Genomic DNA, 3697 nt, shown 5'->3' with positions numbered 1-3697 from the left:
GCCACCGCGGCTTCCGCCTCGGCTGCCGAGTTGACCATGGGGATCAGCAGGTTCTGGACGCCGAGGTCCAGGTACTGCTTGATCACCACGGTGTCGTTCACCGGGGGCCGGACCAGGGTGTGGATGGGGTAGCCGTGGATGGCCTGGAGCTGGGCGAGGATGGATTCGAGCCCGTTGGGGCTGTGTTCGGCATCCACTAACAGCCAGTCCAGGCCGGACCCGGCGCAGAGCTCGGCCACCAGCGGGCTGCCCGAGCACACCCACATCCCTGCCAGCGGGCGGCCGGCAGGGCCGGTTTGGTTGCGCAGTGCATCCCGGAAGGTGTTCTGAGGTTCTATTCGAAGCGGCATGTCACAACTCCCAGTGGTCCGTAGTCGGCGTGGACGGTGTCGCCCTTGTACACCCACATCGGCCGGGTGAAGGAGCCGGCCAGGATGATGTCGCCCGCCTTCATGCTGTCCCCGTGCGCGGCGATCTTGTTGGCCAGCCAGTGCACCCCGTTGGCCGGGTGGTCAAGGACCCCGGCGGCCACACCGGTTTCCTCCACGGTCTGGTTCTTGTACAGGATGGCGGAGACCCAGCGGAGGTCCACGGCGTCCGGCTTCACCGGGTTGCCGCCGATCACCATGGCCCCCATGGCGGCGTTGTCCGAGATGGTGTCCACGATGGTCCGGCCCTCCATCTCGATCCGGGAGTCCAGGATCTCAAGGGCCGGAACCACGTAGTCGGTGGCCCTCAGGACATCAAAGATAGTGCAGCCCGGGCCTTTGAGCGCGTCTTTGAGGACAAACGCCAGCTCCACCTCCACCCGCGGATGGGTGTACTTGTCCCACTCCATCGAGCAGCCGGTCTCCAGCACCATGTCATCGAAGATGGCGCCGTAGTCCGGCTCGGTGATGCCGGTGGCGGCCTGCATGGCCCTTGACGTGAGGCCGATCTTCCGGCCCACCAGGGTCCGGCCGGCTTCCTCGTTGCGGCGCCGCCACAACTGCTGGACCGCGTAGGAGTCCTCCACGGTCATGTCCGGGTAGCGGGCAGTCAGGCGGGGAATAGGTTTCCGGTTGCGGCCGGCTTCGAGCAGTTCGTCCGCGATGGCCTCGATCGTCTTGGCGTCCAGCATGGCTACAGCTGAGCCCCGAGTTTGAACCCGGTCTTTTCGCCGGCGTGGCCGTCCTCTTCCTTGCGGGTGTAGGAGAAGCCGTCGGCACCCACGGTCACGGCCATTTCGCTCTTTTCCTCGCGGACGATGACGGGCTGGGGGTTGCCGTCGAGGTCCAGGACGAGGGAGGCCTCGGTGTACCAGGACGGGACCACGGGGTTGCCCCACCAGTCGCGGCGCTGGTTGTCGTGCACGTCCCAGGTGATGACGGGGTTGTCCGGGTCGCCGGTGTAGTAGTCCTGGGTGTAGATCTCGATGCGGTGGCCGTCCGGGTCGAGGATGTAGAGGTAGAAGGCGTTGGAGACGCCGTGCCGGCCCGGGCCGCGCTCGATCCGGTCGGAGATGCGCAGGGCGCCCATTTTGTCGCAGATCTGGATGATGTTGTGCTTCTCGTGGGTGGCGAACGCGACGTGGTGCATACGCGGGCCGTTGCCCCCGGTCAGGGCGGTGTCGTGCACTGTCTGCTTGCGGTGCATCCAGACGGCGTAGGTGACGCCGTCGGAATCCTGGATATCCTCCGAGACCCGGAAGCCGAGGTCCTCGAGGTACTTCCGGCCGCGCGGAACGTCCGGGGTGACTTGGTTGAAGTGGTCCAGCCGGACGAGCTCGCCGGCGGAGTAGAGGTCGTAGCGCTGGGTGAGGCGTTCGACGTGCTCCACGTCGTAGAAGAACTCGTAAGGGAAGCCCAGCGGGTCCTCGACGCGGACGGAGTCGCCGATGCCCCTGGTGAAACCGTCCTTGCGTCGTTCGGTGCGGCAGCCGAGTTCCTTGTAGTAGGCCTCGGCGGCATCGACCTCGGCCGGGGACTTCACCCGGTAGGCGAACGCGGCGACGGCGGCGATGGGTCCCTTGCGCAGCACCAAGTTGTGGTGGATGAACTCCTCGAGGGAGCGCAGGTAGATGTTGTTCTCGTCTTCCTCGGTGACGTGCAGGCCCAGGAGGTCAACGTAGAACTCGCGGGACTTGGCGAGGTCGGTGACGACGATTTCCATGTAGGCGCAGCGGACGATGTCCGGGGCGGGGACCGAGGGCTTGGGGATGATGTTGCTCATGGTGTTCTCTCTTCGTTGAGGAGGGGCGGGACGCGGGTCAGGCGCCGAATTTGGGGGTGTGGACGGGGCCGAGGGTGATGTGGACGGCTTGCTGGTCGGTGTAGAAGTCGATGGAGCGGTAGCCGCCTTCGTGGCCGAGTCCGGAGGCTTTGACGCCGCCGAAGGGGGTGCGGAGGTCGCGGACGTTGTGGCTGTTGAGCCAGACCATGCCGGCTTCGACGTTTTGGGAGAAGTTGTGCGCGCGGGTCAGGTTCTGGGTCCAGATGTAGGCCGCGAGCCCGTACCTGGTGTTGTTCGCGAGGGCGAGGGCTTCGTCGTCGGTGTCGAACGGGGTGATGGCGACGACGGGGCCGAAGATTTCCTCCTGGAAGATCCGGGCGTCCGGGGCGACGTCGGCGAAGACTGTGGGGGCGATGTAGTTGCCGGTCGGAAACCCCTCCGGGCGGCCGCCGCCGGCGAGCAGCCGGCCTTCGGTTTTGCCGATTTCCACGTAGGAGGCGACCTTGGCGTAGTGCTCGGGGTGGACCAGGGCGCCGACCTCGGTCTTGGGGTCGTGCGGGTCGCCGACCACGATGTTCTTCGCCCGGGCGGCGTACTTCCCGCAGAATTCGTCATAGATGCCGCGTTCCACCAGGATGCGGGAGCCGGCGGTGCAGCGTTCCCCGTTGAGGGAGAAGACCCCGAACAGCGTGGAGTCGATCGCGGCGTCGAGGTCGGCGTCGGCGAAGATGACCGCCGGGCTCTTGCCGCCGAGCTCCATGGAGAGGCCTTTGAGGTTCGCCGCGGCGTTGCGGAAGATCGTCTGGCCGGTGGTGGTTTCGCCGGTGAAGGAGATCAGCGGGACGTCGGGGTGCTTCACGAGCGCGTCGCCGGCTTCCTCGCCGAGGCCGTTGACGAGGTTGAAGACGCCGTCGGGGAGGCCGGCGTCCTTGAAGATCTGCGCCCACAGCGAGGCGGAGAGCGGGGTGAATTCGGCCGGTTTGAGCACCACGCAGTTGCCGGTGGCCAGGGCCGGGGCGAGTTTCCAGGATTCCAGCATGAACGGGGTGTTCCACGGGGTGATGAGCCCGGCGACGCCGATCGGCTTGCGGTTGACGTAGTTGATCTGGGCGCCGGGGACCTTCATGGCGTCGTCGAACTGGGCCACGATCAGGTCGGCGAAGAAGCGGAAGTTCTCCGCCGCGCGCAGCGCCTGGCCTTTGGCCTGGGTGATGGGCAGGCCCGTGTCGAAGGTCTCCAGCTGCGCGAGGCGTGTCTCCTGGGCCTCGACGGCGTCGGCGATCCGGTTCAGGATGCGGGCGCGTTCCCGGGGCTTCATCTTCGGCCACGGCCCGGTTGTGAAGGCCTTCCGGGCGGCGGCGACGGCGAGGTCGATGTCCTCTTTCTGGCCGGCGGCCGCGGTGGCGTAGTTGGTGTTGGACACCGGGTCCAGGACATCAAAGGTTTTGCCGCTGACGGAATCGACGAATTCGCCGTCGATGTAGTG

4 protein-coding genes are annotated in these 3697 nt (G+C 66.5%); all 4 read right to left on the bottom strand.

The genetic code is table 11. The features are described 5' to 3' along the window. Positions 1–350, bottom strand: a 350-nt coding sequence (locus K789_RS22010; protein WP_029704254.1) for an HpcH/HpaI aldolase family protein, incomplete at its 3' end; no start/stop codon positions are given. Beyond that, the gene (hpaH, locus tag K789_RS0101580) at positions 335–1120 is read right to left on the bottom strand and encodes a 2-oxo-hept-4-ene-1,7-dioate hydratase (protein ID WP_024365211.1); all 786 of its coding nucleotides are present in this window, start codon (positions 1118–1120) and stop codon (positions 335–337) included. The genes K789_RS22010 and hpaH, both read right to left, overlap by 16 nt. A 2-nt stretch (positions 1121–1122) precedes the next feature. Beyond that, positions 1123–2211, bottom strand: coding sequence for a 3,4-dihydroxyphenylacetate 2,3-dioxygenase (gene hpaD, locus K789_RS0101575; protein WP_024365210.1), 1089 nt, complete (start codon positions 2209–2211; stop codon positions 1123–1125). Positions 2212–2248: 37 nt separating this feature from the next. Beyond that, a partial coding sequence (gene hpaE, locus K789_RS0101570) for a 5-carboxymethyl-2-hydroxymuconate semialdehyde dehydrogenase (RefSeq protein WP_024365209.1) occupies positions 2249–3697 on the bottom strand: 1449 nt, incomplete at its 5' end.

It is taken from the genome of Arthrobacter sp. TB 26, assembly GCF_000427315.1.
Classification (GTDB): domain Bacteria; phylum Actinomycetota; class Actinomycetes; order Actinomycetales; family Micrococcaceae; genus Arthrobacter.
The sequence above is the reverse complement of the archived record's forward strand: the minus strand, read 5'-3'. Positions and strand labels throughout refer to the sequence as shown.

Bases quoted from the DNA above. Each gene is read 5' to 3' on its own strand.
- hpaH (WP_024365211.1), bottom strand. From the start codon at position 1,120: ATGCTGGACGCCAAGACGATCGAGGCCATCGCGGACGAACTGCTCGAA.
- hpaD (WP_024365210.1), bottom strand. From the start codon at position 2,211: ATGAGCAACATCATCCCCAAGCCCTCGGTCCCCGCCCCGGACATCGTC.